Source organism: Arthrobacter sp. ISL-48 (genome assembly GCF_018613805.1).
Classification (GTDB): Bacteria; Actinomycetota; Actinomycetes; order Actinomycetales; family Micrococcaceae; genus Arthrobacter.
Map to the genome: position 1 here is coordinate 68600 of NZ_JAGGPL010000001.1, position 14623 is coordinate 83222.

The following is a 14623-nucleotide window of genomic DNA, read 5'->3' on the forward strand; positions in this document are numbered from 1 at the left end:
TAGCCGCCCTCACCTGACCGCTCGGAGGGATCCCTGGGGAACGGCCGCTGTTCGGACAGCGCGAGGCGTACGGCGGACCACAGACTCAGCCGGCCGCGCCTACCCACTCAACGGTGCCGTCCGAAAAGAACTGCTCCTTCCAAACGGGCACCTGTTCCTTGATCCGGTCCACCAGTTCGGAACAGACCGCAAAGGCCTGGCCGCGGTGCGCGGCCGACACGGCACACACAAGCGCGGGATCGCCAATCTCCAGCATCCCGATCCGGTGGGCTGCCCAGATGCGAACGGGCCGGGTGGATGACCCCTCGGCCTCCTGCTCGGCCGCGAGCCGCGCCACGACGTCGGCCATGACCTGGTGGGCGGTCGGGTGCGCGCTGTAGCTAAGGCGCTCCACTGCCTTGCCGCCGTCGTGGTTCCTGACGACGCCGCTGAAGCTGACCACCGCACCGGCGGTGTCCGATTCCACGGCGGCAATGGCCTGGTCAACAGAGATGGGCTCAGCACTCAGGACTGCGTGGACCACTTCGAAAACCGATTCAGTGCCCATGGCCGCCCTCCAGCTGGTCGCACAGGTGCCCGATCACGGGGTCCAGGACGGACAGCCCATCCATGACTCCCTTCGGTGATCCGGGCAGGTTGACGATGAACGTGCTGCCGTGGGATCCGGCGTGGCCGCGGCTCAGCGCAGCGAGCGGCGTCTTGGCTGCCCCGGCGCGTCTCATGGCCTCCATGATTCCCGGGATTTCACGGTCCAGCAGCGGGAGGGTCACGTCCGGGGTCCGGTCGTCAGGGCTGAGGCCGGTCCCGCCGCTGGTGATCACGACGGCGGGATGCTGGGTGAGGAGGGCACGGATGGCCGCCCCGACGGGCTCGCCATCCGGAACTACCATGGCAGGGAAGGCCTCAAACCCGTGCTCGGTGAGCCAATCGATGATGATCGGGCCGGTCTCGTCCTCGTAGATGCCCGCGGCGGCCCGGGTGGACGCGATGACGACGCCGGCCTTCCGTCCCTGCACGTCTCCGTGCCGGTGCGGTTCGGGCAGGTTCAAGGTGTTCCCAGTGGTGCTGCTCATAGTGTCCAGTCCCCGCTCTTGCCGCCGCTTTTCGCCAGCACTTTTATGTCCATGAGCACGGCATGCTTGTCCACGGCCTTGATCATGTCGTAAACGCTGAGGGCGGCCACAGACGCAGCCGTCAGCGCTTCCATTTCCACACCCGTGACGCCACGGGTCTTGACCGTGGCGAGGATGGCCACGGAATCGGCCCTGAGTTCGAAGTCAACGGTCACCTTCGACAGCGGCAACGGATGGCACAGCGGGATAAGTTCCGGCGTCTTTTTTGCGGCCATGATGCCCGCCACCCGGGCAACGGCGAGGGCATCTCCCTTAGGCAGGCCGCCTGATCCCAGCAGGTCCAGCACTTCGCTGGTGGTCCGCACGGTGGCCGTGGCGGTGGCTTGGCGGGTGGTTTCGGCTTTGGCCGACACGTCTACCATCTGGGCGGTACCGTCCCCGCGCATATGCGTCAGGGCGGACGGGCTCTGTTCTGCATTCACAGCATCCATACTTCCACCTCGTCGCCCTCAGCGAGCGCCGAGACCCCCTGAGGCACGTGCACCAGCGCATTTGAACCAGCCAGGGCATGCATCAGATGGGAGCTTTCGCCGCCCTCCAGCCGGACTGTCCCGTCCGCCCGGAGGCTCCCGCGGCGGACCTGGTGCTTGTGTTCAGGCGAGCTGAGTCCGCCCGCAATCCTGGCACGGACGGGCATCCGCGGCGCCGGAGATCCGAAGAGCTCGGCCAGCACGGGACGGAGAAACATTTCGAAGGAAACCAGGCAACTGACAGGGTTTCCCGGGAATCCAAGGAAAGGCACGGCGTCGAAAGTGCCAATTCCCTGCGGACCGCCGGGCTGCATGGCCACGTGAAGGAACTCGGCCTGCTGCCCTTCCATCGCCTGGCGAACCACCTCGTAGGCACCTTTGCTGACGCCGCCGGTGGTGACGATCAGGTCCACTGCCGGTCCTTCGGCGCGCAGGAGCGCCCGCAGCTCCTTGGGCTTGTCAGTGGAGATCGCTGTGCGAACCACCGTGAGGCCTGCCTGCCGCATGGCACTCTCCAGCAGGGTGCCGTTGGCATCGTAGATCCTGCCCTGCTCAAGGGGCTGGCCCGGTTCGACGACTTCGTCTCCGGTGGTAACCAGGAGGACCGTCACGGGGCGGTACACGGTGACTTCCGGTATTCCCAGTGCTGCCAGGAGTCCAAGCTGGGCTGGGCCCAGGAAAGCCCCCGCCGCGAGCGCCAGCTCCCCCACCTGGACATCGCTTCCTATGCGCCGAACGAATGTCCCGGCCGCCGTGGCAGGCAGCCACACTTTGTTTTCCCGGCTCCCGTCGTCTGCAAGCGGGAACCTGTCGGGCACCGCACGTTCCACAGGTACGACGGCGTCCGCACCGGCCGGGATCATGGCACCAGTCATGATGGGGGCGGCGGTGCCCGGCTCAAGCCGGGCCGGGACGGCACCAGCCGGAACGGCAGCCACCGCCCGCAGCTCCGCGCCGGCGTCGGGCAAATCAGCTGTGTTGACGGCAAAGCCGTCCATCTGTGAGTTGGCGAACGGCGGGAGGCTGACGGTCGCTGTGATGTCCTGCGCCAGCCCTTTACCCAAGGCCGCACGGAGGGGCAGTGTTTCCGTCCGGTCCGTGGAGCGCAGGGGCGCAAGCAACTCCCGCACGGCGGCCCGGTGTGCCGCCACGGACCTCGCGGCGTGGACCGCTTGGTGCGTGCCGCCGTCGTGCCTGCCGTGATCCTGGGTGGAGCCGTGGCCGGAATCCTCCCTGGGAACCTGGCCGTGCTGATGCGGAGGGCTGTGCATGGTCCTGCCTTCGGTTGCGGCCGTCATGGTCTCACGTCAACTCTAATCGTGTGGAAGCCTGTGGCTCCGTCCGGCGCAACCGGCCTGCTTTCCTCCTTTTGGGGTTCGCCCTTGAGGTTTGTGGCCCGCACCTGGACCTCATACTGCCCGGGCGCCAGGTCGATGCCCAGCGTCCACTGGTACCAGGTGTCCAGCGAGATCCCAGGCGCGAGGGCTGCCATCTGCCATGGTCCGCGGTTGACCCGGAGTTCCACTTTCCCGATCCCGTTGTGCTGGGCCCAGGCTACCCCTCCGAACATTACTTTTCCGGCAGCTACCTGGCGGCCGGTGCGGGGTACATCGATCCGGGACGACGTCTTGATCGGCCCGCGGGCTGACCAGCCCCGGGGCGTCCAGTACCCGACGTCGTCCGCGAACCTGGTGACCTTCAGCTCCGTGAGCCACTTGGTGGCGGACACATAACCATAGAGCCCGGGCACGATCATCCGTACCGGAAAGCCGTGTTCCAGAGGCAGCGGTTCGCCGTTCATCCCCACCGCCAGAATCGCGTCCCTGCTGTCCATGAGGACTTCGAGCGGAGTGCCTGCGGTCCAGCCATCCGAGCTCCGTGACAGCACCATGTCCGCTCCGGTCTGGGGCCCGGCCATGGCCAGCAACTCCCGGACCGGCCAGCCAAGCCAACGGGCATTGCCGATCAGGTCGCCGCCAACCTCGTTCGACACACAGGCGATGGTCACGTGCCGTTCGATCAGGGGTTTGGCCAGAAGCTCCGCGAAACCCAGTTCAATCTCGTGGTCCACCATGCCAGTGACCCGTAGCATCCACTTGTCCGGGTCAATCGCCGGCACGGAGAGGGCTGTGTCAATCCGGTAGAAATCGCGGTTGGGGGTTACCAGCGGCTCCATGCCGTCCAGGCTTACCTCCGCACCGGCCGGGATGGCCGGCGCCGGCGATCCTGCATCCGGAAGCTGCAGCCGTTGCCTGGCTTCGTTGATGCCGGCCGCCGCACCTCGCCATCCTGCGGCCAGAACGCCGCCCACCGCTGTCACTGCGGCACCCCCGGCCAGGGCCCGCATGAAGGTACGTCGGCGGGCACCTTCAACGCCTTCAGGGGCCCGCCCCTGCCATTCCCCGAGCCGGCGGGTGAGCAGCCTCAGCAGGATCCCGCCCACCACCGCTGCCACCAAGGGGACAGCCACGGCGTTGGGTGTCATTTGCGGCCGGGTCAGGACGGCCGCCACTCCGACCAGCCCGAAGACCGCAATGATCGCGACGCCGGCAAACCGGCGGCGCTGTTCGATGATCCCGGCCAGCGCGGCCAGGGCGGCAATGACAAGCACCATTCCGGTCAGGAGGGCTATCTTGTCGGCCGTCCCGAACAGCGCGATGGCTGCGTCCTTCACCCCCGGTGGAACGGCGTCGATCACTGCTCCACCAACCGCCGTCATGGGCGACACCGACGGGCTAACGAGCCCGGCCAGCAGTTCGCCCAGTACCAGGCCGGTGCCGGCGGCGACTACTCCGGAGGCGGCAGCCCACCGGCTATTCCGGTCATGCACGTTCCCGTCACGCCGCATGGTGGGTTCCCGTCCTGTCGTGCGTCTCGGCGGCCTCCGTTGGCGGTTCCAGGGCGGCGCTGTCAGTCAACTCTGCGGGAAGGCGCAGTGTGAAGCGGCAGCCGGCGCCGACGTTTTCCACGCTGATGCTGCCACCATGGGCGCGGGCAATTCCAGCCACCATGCTCAACCCAATGCCGGCGCCGCTGTAGGGGGCGTTGCCGGTCATGTCAGGCCCCGCCGGGTCCAAGCGTGCCTGGCTCCCCTGCCATCCGGTTTCGAAGACGTGTTTCAGGTCTTCCACGGGGATTCCGCCGCAACCGTCCGTTACTGACACAGAGGCGCTCCCGTCCTGGCGGCCCACCGTGACCGTGACCTGTGATCCGGGCCGGCTGTAGAGGACGGCGTTCAGGACAAGATTGCGGACAGCACGTCCTACCGAGGGCCCGTCAGCGAGTGCCAGGCTCTCACGGTGACCACCGCCGTCGAGCGTGATGCCCCGGCGGGCCGCGAGGGGCGCCAGATCCGCGAGGGCGTCACTGGCCAGGTCATACAGGTCCAGAGGCTCAGCGTTGAGGCGCAGCGTCCCGGCCTGGATCTTGGACAGTTCCAGGAGGTCGTTAACCATCCCGGCCATCTGATCCGTTTGGGCAATGATGGTTCGGTGGTAGGCGGAAGGGTCTCCTGCCATGCCGTCCTCCAGTGCTTCCGCCATGGCGCGCATGCTGGCCAGCGGCGTACGGAGATCGTGAGAGATCCAGGACACCAGTTCCCGGCGTGACTTCTCGACGGCGGCCTCCCGCTCCCGGGATTCCTCGAGCCGGCGGCTGCTTAGGGCAAGTTCACTGGCGAGCGCGGACAGTTCCGATCCCATGACGGGCGCGGCGGGGCCGGCCTTCTCGCCCCTGCCGATGCTCCGTGCGGCTTCCAGGAGGACCCGGGCATTCCGCGAGACCCGTGCTCCGAGTATCAGGGCTATCGCAACTGCCACCGCGGAGGCGATGGCCAGGATGTACCACATGACTTCCAGGTCCCTGGCGGAAATGAACATGGCGTTGAAGGCGCTGACCATTCCAGCGGTCAGGACAGCCACGGTGGCCAGGACAACCACGCAGATCTGGACAGCAAAGGACGCGCGGCGCAGTGATTTCAGGGCCAGCAGTGCCGCCGCCCCGACGACGACCGCCCACAGCAGTGCCCAGCCGATGATGGCGAAAAGCTCACTGCCCTGCATCTGATGCCCCGCTCAATTCCTGGGAGGCCAGTGTCGCTTCGGCGGACGCATTATCGGAGGCGGGATCTCCAGAGCGATCCGGGACGTCCAGCCGGTATCCCACTCCCCATACCGTTTTCAGGAGGATCGGATGCTGGGGGTTCTCCTCGATCTTCTCGCGCAACCGCCTGACGTGAACCGTGACGGTGGAAAGATCACCGAAATCCCATCCCCACACGGCCTTGATGAGGTCCTCCCGGCTGAACGCCTGGTTGGGCCGGCGGAGCAGGAAGGCCAGAAGGTCGAACTCGCGGGCGGTCAGGGCCAGCGGGCTGCCTTGATGGGTAACTGTGCGGGCTGAGGGATTCAGTTCGAAGCCGGCCACTTCAACGGGAGGCTCGGGGCTGAACTCCTGCAGGCTGCGGCGGAGCACTGATCTGACCCGGAGCACCAGTTCCCGCGGCGAGAACGGCTTGGTGATGTAGTCGTCAGCGCCGGCTTCCAGTCCCAGGATCCTGTCGTCTTCTGTGCCAAGTGCCGTGAGCATGATCACCGGCACTGTCATGGTCTTCCTGAGCCTGCGGCAGACCTCCACACCGTCCAGCCCGGGGAGCATCCGGTCGAGGATGACCAGGTCCGGGTGTCGGGATGCGGCCAGTTCCAGGGCTACGAATCCATCCCGGGCGAGGTCGATCTGGAATCCTGCCTGAAGCAGGTAGTCGCACACCACACCGGCGATTGTCTGCTCGTCCTCGACGAGCAGGATCCGGCGATTGCCGACGTCGGCCGTTTCCTGCGGCTGGGACCTGTTCACTCCTCCAGCATAGGTTCGCCGGAGCGCCGCGGCTGCGGAGTTGGCGGTCCTGAGGGGAACCGTAGGACTTCCGTAAGATTCCCGGGCGTCACGGGCGCGATGAAGGGGCCCAAGGTGGCGTAGCCTGAATTCATGACTGTTCAGCTGGGCATGCCGCAGACTCCCAAGGGTGCGGGTACGGGCCTGCCGCTGGCCACCCGGCCGGCGGATGCACCGCCGGGACTCCTGGACCGCTACGGGCGCCGCGCCACTGACATGAGGCTGTCATTGACTGACAAATGCAACCTGCGCTGCACTTACTGTATGCCGGCCGAAGGGCTGGAGTGGCTGGCCAAGCAGGCTGTCATGTCTGCTGAGGAGATCGTGAGGATCGTCCGGGTCGGAGTGGACAGGCTGGGCGTGCGCGAACTTCGGCTGACGGGCGGAGAGCCGCTGGTCCGCGCGGATCTGACCAGCATCATCGGGGCCATCAGGAGCAACCACCCCGAGCTTCCCATCTCCATGACCACCAACGGCGTGGGCTTAGACAAAAAGGCATCTGCCCTCAAGGCCGCCGGACTCACGCGCATCAACGTTTCACTGGACTCCCTGCATGAGGAGACCTTCGCCAAGCTGACGCGCCGTCCCTTCCTGGACCGCGTGCTGGCCGGGGTGGACGCCGCATGGGCAGCCGGGCTGGGCCCCGTGAAGCTCAATGCCGTGCTGATGCGGGGCATCAATGACACCGAGTCGCCGTCGCTGCTCGCCTGGGCTTTGGACCGCGGCTATGAACTGCGCTTCATTGAGCAGATGCCGCTGGACGCCGACCATGGCTGGACGCGCCGGAACATGATCACGGCAGCGGAGATTCGGGGGCTTCTGTCCACCGATTACGTCCTCAGCCCGGACCCCCGCGCCCGTGACGGGGCACCAGCGGAACGCTTTGAAGTCCGACGCCGAAAAGCCGGGTCAGAGGAATCGCAGGGACCCGTGCTGGGAACCGTGGGGATCATCGCGTCCGTGACGGAGCCGTTCTGTTCCGATTGCCGCCGGACCCGGATCACTGCCGAGGGCAAGATTATGAGCTGCTTGTTCTCGCGCGAGGAGTTTGATCTCCTCGGGCTCCTGCGGGAAGGCGCCAGCGACGAAGCGCTGGCCGAACGATGGCAGGACGCCATGTGGGTCAAGCCCAAGGCGCACGGCATGGACCATGTAGGACTTGACGCCCCGGACTTCGTCCAACCGGACCGCAGCATGAGCGCCATCGGAGGCTGAATTCTTGAACGTACGATACTTCGCTGCCGCACGCGCCGCCGCGGGTATGGAGGAGGAGCAGTTCGACTTGCCCTCCGGTACTACGGTTTCGGACCTCCTTCAGGCCGTGCTTGCCGTGGAACGCGCTGAGCCGCCGGCCGGTACGCCTGCCTTGCCGCGCATCCTGTCTCGGAGCAGCTTCCTGCTCAACGAGGTGGCTGTGCGGGACCGGAGTGTGGCGCTGGAACCGGGAGATGTTGTCGACGTTTTGCCGCCGTTCGCCGGAGGTTAGGCCCTGGCGCGAACGTACACTTCAGGCCCGCGTTGCCTCCGCTTCAAAAACTTCGAAAAAGGTTTCTGTATTTCTCTACGGAGGCGCCCCGAGGCGCTTTATTGTCGGTGGCTCGCAGGATGATTTGGGTATGGATAGCAGATCGGCCTGGCAGGCTGAAAATAGGAAAGCCCTGGAGGCTATTGCCAGGTCCGTTGCCGCGCTTCAAGCAAGAGTCATCACAAACCAAGCTGACCCGCCTCGCTCGTCTAATGGCCCGTATGTTGAGGCGCTGGCTCGGAAGGCTATGTACTTGGCCAGCCTCGCCGAGCTCGCCAGCGTGGAAACCAGGATCACCGCCCTGAAGGCCCGACTGGTTGCAGGTTATCCACATAGCCTCCTGTTGCGCCGTTAAAGTCAGACCCTCGCGGGATGATTTGAGTATGGAAAACAGGGCGGCAGCTGATGTGTTGGAGGCCTTTGAAGCGTCCGCCGCTGCGCTTGTTGCCTTGGTACGCCGCGGGACAGGTCACCCTGGCGCTGATGGTACGGATCCGCTCCGGGATCAGGCGGATGCGTGCCTGGACGGGCTCGCAGAAACTGCCCGTGTGCACGCCATCGTGTCCGCCCTGAGAGTGCACCTCACCGCCGGATTCGCCGATAAATCCACAGCCCTGGCCGGCCCTGCCACGAGTCCGGGTGAACACACGGCCCAGGATATGGCGGTGGCCGCGGAGGTCGCGTGCGTCCTGACGGTGAGTGAACGCACCGCTGGGGCCCTGCTCGCCGAATCCCATGAGCTGACCACCAGCCTGCCGTTGACGCTGGCCGCGCTGGAGTCGGGAAACCTTTCCTGGCAGCACGCGAGGGCCATGGTCGACGAAACCGCCAACCTCGACCCCGCCGGCGCAAAGGCTGTGGAAGCCCATTTCCTGGACCCGGCAGCACCGAATCCGGCGAGGGGTTGCCCGGCCGGGCAGCTTGTCCCGTCCCGGTTCCGGCACAAGGTCAGAACCTGGCGGGAACGCCACCACGCGGACAGCATCGAAAAACGCCACACCAAAAGCGCGCTGGACCGGCGGCTCGAATACGCCCCGGACCGGGACGGCATGGCCTGGCTCTCCGCCTACCTGCCCGCAGACAAGGCGGCCGGGATCTGGAACCGCACCACGACCGCAGCTCGGGCACTCCAAGGCCCCGACGAAGCAAGGACCATGACCCAGCTCCGCGCCGATATCGCCGCGACACTGCTCCTTGGCGGGACTGCAGGTGAAATCAGCCCAGAGGCAAGCCGTAGCAAGGAGGCGGGCAGGAACGGGCAGAACGGCACGGAGCCTACAGCCGGTGACGTCAGTAACGCGGGCCGTGGCACGAACACGCGCATGAACCCGCCTGATGTTCCGTCCCCGCGGGCGGAGGTCCTCGTCACGGTGCCCGTCTTTTCACTCATGGGCCTCACCGACGAACCCGCCACCCTGGATGGTTACGGGCCGATCCCAGCCTCCATGGCCCGGGACCTCGTCGCGAACGGGGCCGAGTCGTTCCACCGCGTCCTGACCGACCCGAACACCGGGGCCCCCTTGGAAATCGGCCGGTCCAGCTACCGCATCCCGAAAGCCATGCGCCAATGGCTACGGCTCCGCGACGGCAAATGCCCCTTCCCCGGCTGCAATAACCACTCGCTGGACAACGAAGCAGACCACCTTCTCGCCTGGGCAGACGGTGGCGCCACCGGGATCGCCAACCTCGGCCAGCCCTGCCTCAAACACCATCGACTCAAGCACACGACGCCATGGAAACCGGTTGACGCCGGCACCGATTAGCCACCTGGCTGGGTTTCCCCCAGGGGCCGCCATTATCCCAGTGAGCAGCAAGACTGGGAATCGCCACACTGGCCTGCCATTCTCCAGACCCAAGCACTCCGTTCAGATCCGGGCCTCCAACTGGAACTTGAACCTGCCCCTGCCCAAATCTCCCGTCGCGAATGAGGCACGGCCAATGAGCCGTCGTCACAGGTGTGCTCAAATACCTAAGCGCTGACGGACAATGTGTGGAACTCCTCGGCCTCTTCCTCTGCCCCTGAAAGGGGCGCCGCGGACGCGGATTACCGAATCGGCAGGATGTCAAGCCGATTTTCGGGGGCGCGAGGGTCCGCTCGCGCTACGGGAAGGGCCGCAAGTGTCGGCTCGCGCTACGGGAAGGGCCCGCATGGGTCCGCTCGCGCTACGGGAAGGGCCCGCATGGGTCCGCTCGCGCTACGGGAAGTGCCGCAAGGATCCGCTCGCGCTACGGGAAGGGCCGCAAGTGTCGGGTCGCGCCGGGTAAGGGCCCAAGAGTTAAGCCAGCGCGCAGGTCAGACGCGGCGGCACTCCGAGGTCATGAACGGAACATAGTCCTGGTCCTCGCCAAGGCGCAGTTCTGCCGTGTGAATGAGCACGTCGCCATCCACCCGGAAGGTGTGGCGGGCGGTCGCGCGGTCGCTGTGGCGCTCCACACGCAGGACGCCGTCCACCCAACTGCAGCGGACCGGCGTGCCCGGCGGCAGGCCCATGCTGTCGACGTAGTACCAGAGAACGTCGTCATGGTCGGGATCGATGGTGAAGACCCCATGTCCTTCAAAATGCGTCCCGTCAGCTTCTGTGTGCCGGTAGCTTTGAACGACGGCGTAGCCGCCGGCCGCCCGCGTGTAGCTCACTTCGGCGGCGGCGGTGCGCTCCGGCCCCCACGCCGACGCCGCCAGCCGGGTGGTGCCCCGCCAGTGTCCCAGGAAGTCCTCCAGCACTGCGTGCAGGGCGCCAGGCTGTGGGCTGCTCATGGCTGCAACGCGCTCCCTTGGTATGTCATTCGGTCAGAGACCGAACGTCTCGGTTTCCTCGAATGGTCCCACGACCGTGACGGTGCGTGGCGCCGCGGCCAACTCCCGGGCAAGGTCCTGGACTTCCTGGGCCGTGACCGACTTGATCAGCCTGAGGGTCTCATCGATGTCCTGGTATTCACCGGACACCAGTTCGGCGCGGCCCAGGCGCGACATCCGGGAACCGGTGTCCTCCAGTGCCAGTACGATTCCGCCACAGAGCTGGCCTACAGCCTTGCGGAGCTCGTCGTCGGAGATCCCGCCCTCGGCCAACTTGTCCAGCTCAAGCCCCAGCAGGTCCAGCACCTGACGGACCTTGGAAGGCGTGCAACCGGCGTACATGCCGAAGTAGCCGGCGTCGGCGTAGGAGGACGCGAAGGAATAAGTGGAGTATACGAGTCCTCGCTTCTCCCGGACTTCCTGGAACAACCGCGAGGACATTCCGCCGCCGAGCACGGCGTTAAGCACGCTCATTACGTAGCGCCGATCATCGGTGGCCACGATCGTGGGGCAGCCCATGATGATGTTGGCCTGCTCCACCGCACGCTTGACCACGTGCAGGCCAGCGGTGCCGGTGATCTCGGCACGTTCGGTGGAGCGGCGCTCTACGGGTGCGGCATCGGACTCCAGCGGCCAGCCGGCCGTGTGGAGCGCGTCCACCACGAGGCGGCAGACGACGTCGTGCTCCAGGCCTCCGGCGGCGGTGATCACCAGCTCATCCGGCCGGTAGTAACGGCGGTAGTGCTCCCAGACCGAGTCACGGGCCACAGCCCTGATGGCGGCGGGCGTGCCGCCGATGGGGCGGCCCAGCGGATGGGTCCCCAGCACTGCCGCTACAAAGTGTTCGTGAGCGACATCGGTGGGGTCATCGCTGTCCATGGCGATTTCCTCGAGGATGACATCGCGCTCCTGCTCCATTTCCGTAGGATCCAGGACGGCACCGGTGATCATGTCGGCGATGACGTCGATGGCCATGGGCAGGTCCGTGTCCAGGACGCGGGCGAAGTAGCAGGTGCTTTCCTTGGCCGTAGCGGCGTTGGACTCGCCTCCCACCTCGTCGAAGGCGGATGCGATTTCCAGCGCGGTCCGCCGTTTGGTGCCTTTGAACAGGAGGTGTTCCAGGAAGTGCGTGGAACCGTGCTGCCCCGGGGCCTCGTCGCGGGATCCGACGCCCACCCAGAAGCCAATGGTTGCCGAGCGTTGCCCGGGCATCGCCTCGGTCAGCACCCGCACGCCGCCAGGCAGCACGGAGCGCCTGACCACGGGGCCGCCGTCGGATCCATGGACCAGGGTGTCGCCAGGCCGGTTCTGCTCCAGCGGGAGGGGTACAACAGTCATTGAAGCCTTTCAAAAGCGGCAGCCCAATCTGGCTGCCATCGTAACAGCGGCGGGGCCGGTGGATCATCCACCGGCCCCGCCGCTTCATGCTGTGTGCAGGAGGCTGCGACTCCGCGTCAGTGGACTATTCCGCTTCGGAAGCGCCCTCTGCCGCGACGGAAGCGTGAACGCGCTCGCCTTCGCCTGCGCCTTCCTCTTCAGCCACTACGGGGGACAGCGACAGCTTTCCGCGGTCATCGATCTTGGTGATTTCCACCTGGATCTTCTGGCCCACGGAGACGACGTCCTCGACGTTGTCCACGCGCTTGCCGCCGGCAATCTTGCGCAGCTCGGAGATGTGCAGCAGGCCGTCCTTGCCCGGGGTCAGCGAAACGAAGGCGCCGAAGGTGGTGGTCTTGACGACCGTGCCCAGGTAGCGCTCACCGATTTCGGGGACCTGCGGGTTGGCGATGGCGTTGATGGCGGACCGTGCTGCGTCGGCAGACGGGCCGTTGGTGGCGCCGATGTAGACAGTTCCGTCGTCCTCGATCGAGATGTCGGCTCCGGTGTCTTCCTGGATCTGGTTGATCATCTTGCCCTTCGGGCCGATGACCTCGCCGATCTTGTCAACCGGGATCTTGACCGCGATGACGCGCGGCGCGAACTCGGAGAGCTCGTCCGGGGTGTCTATCGCGGAGTTCAGGACATCCAGGATGTGCAGGCGGGCTTCGCGGGCCTGCTTCAGGGCTGCTGCCAGGACAGAGGCCGGGATGCCGTCGAGCTTGGTGTCCAGCTGGATGGCTGTGACGAACTCGGCGGTGCCGGCGACCTTGAAGTCCATGTCACCGAAGGCATCTTCGGCGCCGAGGATATCGGTCAGGGCGGCGTAGCGGGTCTGGCCGTCAACCTGGTCGGAGACCAGGCCCATGGCGATACCGGCAACGGCTGCCTTCAGCGGCACACCGGCATTGAGCAGGGATAGCGTGGAGGCGCAGACGGAACCCATCGACGTCGAACCGTTGGAGCTGAGGGCCTCCGACACCTGGCGGATGGCGTAAGGGAACTCCTCGCGGGACGGCAGCACCGGCACGAGCGCACGCTCGGCCAGGGCACCGTGGCCGATTTCGCGGCGCTTCGGGGAACCGACGCGGCCGGTCTCGCCAGTGGAGTACGGCGGGAAGTTGTAGTTGTGCATGTAGCGCTTGCGCGTGACGGGAGACAGCGAGTCGATCTGCTGCTCCATCTTGAGCATATTCAGCGTGGTGACGCCCATGATCTGGGTTTCGCCGCGCTCGAAGATCGCTGAACCGTGCACGCGGGGCAGAACCTCAACCTCGGCAGTGAGCTGGCGGATGTCCGTCAGGCCGCGGCCGTCGATGCGGATCTGGTCCTTGAGGATGCGCTGGCGCACAACCTGCTTCGTGACCGAACGGAATGCTGCGGAGAGTTCCTTGTCGCGGCCTTCGAACTGGCCGGCCAGGGAGGAAACTACCTCATCCTTGAGTGCGTCGGAAGCGTCGTCGCGCTCCGTCTTGTCTGCGATCTGGAAGATTGCGGCCAGCTTCTCAGCGGCAGCGGACTCAACGGCTGCGAAGACGTCGTCTTCGTAGTCGAGGAAGACCGGGAACTCAACGGTGGGCTTCGCAGCGCGGGCGGCGAGGTCCGACTGTGCGTCGCACAACGCCTTGATGAACGGCTTGGCAGCCTCGAGGCCCTCGGAGACGACCTCTTCCGTGGGAGCCGTTGCGCCCTGTTCCTTGATGAGGTTCCAGGAGTTGTCCGTTGCTTCGGCTTCGACCATCATGATGGCGACGTCGTCGCCGGCAATGCGGCCGGCCACAACCATGTTGAAGACCGAGTTCTCCAGCTGGGAGTGCTTCGGGAAAGCAACCCACTGGGAACCATTCTCGTCAGCTACGAGGGCAACGCGGACGCCGCCGATCGGGCCGGAGAACGGGAGACCGGAGAGCTGGGTGGACATGGAGGAGGCGTTGATTGCCACCACGTCGTAGAGCTCGTCGGGGTTGATGGCCAGGACGGTCACCACGATCTGGACTTCGTTGCGCAGGCCCTTGACGAAGGCCGGACGCAGCGGGCGGTCCATGAGGCGGCAGGCCAGGATGGCCTCAGTGGAGGGGCGGCCTTCACGGCGGAAGAACGAGCCCGGGATACGGCCGGCAGCGTACATGCGCTCTTCAACGTCGACCGTCAGGGGGAAGAAGTCGAAGCCTTCGCGCGGGTGCTTGCCTGCGGTGGTGGCGGACAGCAGCGCGGTGTCGTCGTCGATGTACACCATGGCTGCGCCGGCTGCCTGCTTGGCAAGGCGGCCGGTTTCGAAGCGGATTACACGCTTGCCGAAGCGGCCATTGTCAATGACTGCTTCTGAGAACTGGATTTCGGGACCCTCCAAGAGAGTCACCTCCGTTTCTTGTTTCACGGAGTCCAGCCGCATCAACCCAGTCCAGCATCTGTCTACTGGCCTGCACTGCAC

12 protein-coding genes and 1 pseudogene are annotated in these 14623 nt (G+C 65.9%); 3 read left to right on the top strand and 10 right to left on the bottom strand.

Going from position 1 to position 14623, the window contains the following annotated elements; all coding sequences use genetic code 11:
* Positions 1–85: 85 nt before the first annotated feature.
* The 7 genes from J7E83_RS00320 to J7E83_RS00350 are packed head-to-tail and all read right to left on the bottom strand — an operon-like array spanning position 86 to position 6457.
* On the bottom strand, positions 86–547 hold the full coding sequence (locus J7E83_RS00320) for a molybdenum cofactor biosynthesis protein MoaE (protein WP_214958439.1): 462 nt from the start codon (positions 545–547) through the stop codon (positions 86–88).
* Complete coding sequence (locus J7E83_RS00325; RefSeq protein ID WP_214958440.1) at positions 537–1073, bottom strand: MogA/MoaB family molybdenum cofactor biosynthesis protein; 537 nt, start codon at positions 1071–1073, stop codon at positions 537–539. Before J7E83_RS00325 ends, J7E83_RS00320 begins: the two co-directional genes overlap by 11 nt.
* A complete protein-coding gene (gene moaC / locus J7E83_RS00330; RefSeq protein ID WP_214958441.1) occupies positions 1070–1564 on the bottom strand; it encodes a cyclic pyranopterin monophosphate synthase MoaC in 495 nt (164 codons plus the stop codon). Before moaC ends, J7E83_RS00325 begins: the two co-directional genes overlap by 4 nt.
* Positions 1552–2901 (bottom strand): gephyrin-like molybdotransferase Glp, encoded by a 1350-nt coding sequence (gene glp, locus J7E83_RS00335; RefSeq protein WP_251043259.1) that lies wholly within the window; start codon positions 2899–2901, stop codon positions 1552–1554. The genes moaC and glp overlap by 13 nt, the downstream gene beginning before the upstream one ends.
* Positions 2898–4451, bottom strand: a complete 1554-nt coding sequence (locus J7E83_RS00340) for a molybdopterin-dependent oxidoreductase (protein WP_214958442.1) — start codon at positions 4449–4451, stop codon at positions 2898–2900. Before J7E83_RS00340 ends, glp begins: the two co-directional genes overlap by 4 nt.
* Positions 4441–5664: a cell wall metabolism sensor histidine kinase WalK gene (locus tag J7E83_RS00345; RefSeq protein WP_214958443.1), complete on the bottom strand. Its 1224-nt coding sequence runs from the start codon at positions 5662–5664 to the stop codon at positions 4441–4443. Before J7E83_RS00345 ends, J7E83_RS00340 begins: the two co-directional genes overlap by 11 nt.
* Positions 5651–6457, bottom strand: coding sequence for a response regulator transcription factor (locus tag J7E83_RS00350; protein WP_214958444.1), 807 nt, complete (start codon positions 6455–6457; stop codon positions 5651–5653). Before J7E83_RS00350 ends, J7E83_RS00345 begins: the two co-directional genes overlap by 14 nt.
* Before the next feature lie 132 nt (positions 6458–6589).
* Between J7E83_RS00350 and moaA the strand changes: the two genes are divergently transcribed.
* From moaA to J7E83_RS00365, 3 genes and pseudogenes are all read left to right on the top strand, one after another.
* On the top strand, positions 6590–7711 hold the full coding sequence (gene moaA, locus J7E83_RS00355; protein ID WP_214958445.1) for a GTP 3',8-cyclase MoaA: 1122 nt from the start codon (positions 6590–6592) through the stop codon (positions 7709–7711).
* A gap of 4 nt (positions 7712–7715) precedes the next feature.
* Positions 7716–7982, top strand: a complete 267-nt coding sequence (locus J7E83_RS00360; RefSeq protein WP_214958446.1) for a MoaD/ThiS family protein — start codon at positions 7716–7718, stop codon at positions 7980–7982.
* A gap of 422 nt (positions 7983–8404) precedes the next feature.
* A pseudogene (locus J7E83_RS00365) lies at positions 8405–9949 on the top strand (DUF222 domain-containing protein).
* Positions 9950–10314: 365 nt separating this feature from the next.
* On the opposite strand, the gene J7E83_RS00370 reads toward J7E83_RS00365, so the two are convergent.
* The 3 genes from J7E83_RS00370 to J7E83_RS00380 form a co-directional block, all read right to left on the bottom strand.
* Positions 10315–10776 (bottom strand): DUF1579 family protein, encoded by a 462-nt coding sequence (locus J7E83_RS00370; RefSeq protein ID WP_214958447.1) that lies wholly within the window; start codon positions 10774–10776, stop codon positions 10315–10317.
* Between the two features lie 33 nt (positions 10777–10809).
* Positions 10810–12153 (bottom strand): pitrilysin family protein, encoded by a 1344-nt coding sequence (locus tag J7E83_RS00375; RefSeq protein ID WP_214958448.1) that lies wholly within the window; start codon positions 12151–12153, stop codon positions 10810–10812.
* Between the two features lie 124 nt (positions 12154–12277).
* Positions 12278–14542, bottom strand: a complete 2265-nt coding sequence (locus J7E83_RS00380) for a polyribonucleotide nucleotidyltransferase (protein ID WP_214958787.1) — start codon at positions 14540–14542, stop codon at positions 12278–12280.
* Positions 14543–14623 lie beyond the last annotated feature (81 nt).